A 3,473-nucleotide genomic window follows, 5' to 3' on the forward strand; every position below is an offset into this window, starting at 1 on the left:
CCTTAACTTAACGACATTGCTTTGTCATTGGTTATTGCATAAGCATCCATCGCTTTGGTAGCAGCGTTTAGCGCCATTACGTTTGCCATTTCAACAGGCACTTTATCCGTGTCAATAACTATGCCTTCAAACTTTATATTTTGAGAAAAAGATATAGAACAAACTAGCAACAATAGTATTAAAATTGATTTTTTCATTATGTTTTTTTGGTTTTTTTTTTTTAACGCATCATTCTTATTTGCATGCCACCTCTTCCTTGATTCATTTCTCTAAACTCTTCAAGCTTTTTTATAACGGTTTGGTCAAACTCTTCTTGTCCAATAACTTTACCTTTGGTAGATGGTTTAATTTCTGCTTTGTCTTTTGGATTCAATACAATTTTAGAACACAATATGGTTGTTTTTCCATCGTTTACTTCTAGTATCAACCCTGGCAAGCCCCAGTAGGTTTCTGGACCTTGATTTACAGGAATTTCTGGTGTGTACCATGCCGTTACGGTAATTTCTTTGGGCATTTCTAGGTTGTCCATAAAGTTGGTTTTGCCTTCATTTTCTTTTTTGGCAACAGTATCTTTTTTTACTTCACCTTCTTTTTTTGGTCTAAAATTTCTAAAATCGGTTTTACTTGCAGCTTTTATTGCAGTAGCTTTGTAGCAGGTATAGCCTCCTATCACACGACTTTCAGACCCCAATGTCCAGTTGAGCTTTGGTAATGAATCTTTTACCAAAAACTCTTTTCCCATAAAATCTTTATCAACTGTATAGGTTTTTTCTTTCACGTTTTTATAAAAAGTGCCTCCGCCTCCAGACATAGAGTTCACCATTACACGCATTCCGCCTCCTTGTGTAGCTGTTGGGTCTAGTTTCTCTTCTTCTTTATATATAGATGCAGATTTATCAAAATTCAAAATAAAGGTTTTCTCAAACATTTTTTTCATTCGCTCTTCAATGTTTTTTTGCATCTCGGGTGTAATTTCTTTATTGCCCTCAAACCTTTGTTTAAAGTCGCTCATACTGGTTTTTGACTCATAAATAGCCACTCCTTGAAAATCTTTTTGCGGATAAACAAAACCAGAAACTATCAACATCAAACCTAAAAATATTTTTTTCATATTGAGTAAATTTTATATTATTTTATCAACCAACAAATTTGTCCATTTTTTCCAAATATGTTATTAATTTTATGTTAAAATATATTGATTAGGCCCATTATTCCAAAACAAAATATAAAATTATCGAATGTATTTGTTATTTTAATCTAATAAAAATAATAATATTAATTTTTAGCACAACTACTTGCTTTCAAAGCACACCACAACCCGCCATTCGTTGTATCTTTTTGATTATAAAGCCCAAAAAAAGGCTTTATAATCAAAAAGGATGCCACTACTGTCGGGGCTAATAATGGGCTATTTATCTTTCAAATTTTCAAATTAAATAGGTAGTTTTTACATTCAAATCAAGTCATTAAATCGTATAATGATGTTTTAACTAGAAATATATTTTTATGATAATATATTAAAAATATTAAATTATTTAAAAAATTAATAAAAATTGCGTTATGTTTTTGAATTCAAATAAAATAATAAAAAACATCATAAAGTTCTTGTTTTAAATTATTCAAATGCGGTTTTGTCTTGGGTTTTAATTTCTGAAGGTTTTAGAATATTTTAATCATCGTAAATTAGTATTTATTTTATATTTTTTTCTTACAAAAAATCATAGATTGGCATTTTACGGCAACATATTACACAAGAATACCAAAAAAGGAACAAGATGGAATAAACGCAAGGCAGTGATAAATAAAATTTTATTTATACATTGGAGGTGGAGGCGGTAATAATACTTTTACACTTTCAAAATTCAATTTTTTAGTTATTTTGGTTAATTTTAACTTGCTTTTCGTAAAATAAATCCAATTTGAAAGAGAATCTAATTCTTTTGGAATTTTATAACTGTGAACTAATACCTTTTTCTCAAAATCACCTTGTTTAATAATAATATTGAAAGCACTTCCATCACTGTAATTTTCAAAATATTCTGCATTAATTTTACTAAAGTTTACTTTCTTAATTAATCTACACAATTCTTTTTTTTGTTTTTGGTTCGATTTTTAATAAATTCTTCCGTATTTTTATTTTGGCAAAAGAAATCTCTATTTGAGTAGTTGTATTATTTGTTTAGTTTTATAAAGTACAACAAAACTTTACACCCTTTTTTAGGACAGTAACTATCCGAATAAAAATACATAGCCTTTTGGCAAATCATTGTTAAAGTTTATTCTTTGATCATGATTTGCCTTTTTATGGGGTAGTGTTTCTTTTTTTTACTTATATAGCCCAATTACAATGGTTTAAAGCAATCATTTAAACTAAAAATTTAGGCTTTTACTATTGCTTTTAATACAAAATATTCAAGAAATTCAAATAACTATATTTTATGAAGTGTTTGTAATTAAAAACTTTTTCATTGTTATTTTTAGCATTTCCATCATACACAACAAAATATTGATTATTAAGATTAACAACATCTAAATGATGCATACCGTGAGTAAAAGCTTTAATATTTTTTTGAGGTTTTAAAAACCATTTTTTATATTCTTTCATGTCAATGTGATTATCAAAATCAATTTTTAATTCATAAAGAGACAATCCTGTTCCATATCCATTTGTATTATTTTGAATAGGAAAAATAATTTTGTTATCATATTGTATTATTCTCCCTCCAGGTCTTGATTCTGTTCCCATAATTATTGGCTTTTCTATTTTTTTAAAATTTCCATGCAAATCATTTGAAAACCAACAATATAACCGATCATTTTGACATCCAAATAAATATAATTTATTATTTTTTTGCAATAAAGTTGGGTCTTTAATATTATTAAATGGCAATATTACCCTTTCTTTTTTCCATTTTAAAGGAAAATTTTCAGATTTATATAAAATAACACTTCCTGATTTTTGTGTTTCAGGTAGCATATAAATTTGATTTTTATAAAGAAAAACTTGAGGATAAGATAAATGAAAAGGTTCATCAAGTGCAACACCTAAATATTTGAATTTTACATTTACAGTATCTTTTGAATAAAATACACTAATATCGCCGTTTACTTTAAAAACATGTTCAACAAATACATATATGCCCGATTTATCTTTATAAATAAATGGGTCGGCAATAAAATCAAAAGACATATTGCTTTTAATTTCATTTTTCAATAATTTTTTTCCTATAATTGGATAAATATTATTCAATGAGTTTATTTTTCCAATCCCTACTTGCCATCCACTTACATTTTTATCTAAATAAATGTTTGGTTTATCAATCAAACTAAATATTATAATGAAAAGCGTAACTAAAAATGCTATGATATATTTGATATTTTGGTATATTTTCATCTAACTAGAATTTAAAAATATTAAAATTACTACATGATTTTTTATGCAAAAATATATTTTTTTATTTTTATTAATTAAA

General features: G+C 26.6%; 4 protein-coding genes. All 4 read right to left on the reverse strand.

From position 1 onward, the window contains the following. Nucleotides 1-2: 2 nt before the first annotated feature. Nucleotides 3-197, reverse strand: coding sequence for a hypothetical protein (locus tag B0A58_RS15670; RefSeq protein WP_089081818.1), 195 nt, complete (start codon nucleotides 195-197; stop codon nucleotides 3-5). Between the two features lie 23 nt (nucleotides 198-220). Next, entirely contained in the window at nucleotides 221-1,111 is an 891-nt protein-coding gene (locus B0A58_RS15675) for a GLPGLI family protein (RefSeq protein ID WP_089081819.1), read from the reverse strand. A gap of 698 nt (nucleotides 1,112-1,809) precedes the next feature. Then, nucleotides 1,810-2,085 carry a hypothetical protein gene (locus tag B0A58_RS15680; protein WP_089081820.1) on the reverse strand — a complete coding sequence of 92 codons (276 nt, stop codon included), beginning with the start codon at nucleotides 2,083-2,085 and terminating at the stop codon, nucleotides 1,810-1,812. Nucleotides 2,086-2,398: 313 nt separating this feature from the next. After that, entirely contained in the window at nucleotides 2,399-3,394 is a 996-nt protein-coding gene (locus B0A58_RS15685; protein ID WP_089081821.1) for a glucosamine inositolphosphorylceramide transferase family protein, read from the reverse strand. Nucleotides 3,395-3,473: the final 79 nt, after the last annotated feature.

It is taken from the genome of Flavobacterium branchiophilum NBRC 15030 = ATCC 35035, from assembly GCF_002217205.1.
GTDB classification, from domain to species: Bacteria; Bacteroidota; Bacteroidia; order Flavobacteriales; family Flavobacteriaceae; genus Flavobacterium; species Flavobacterium branchiophilum.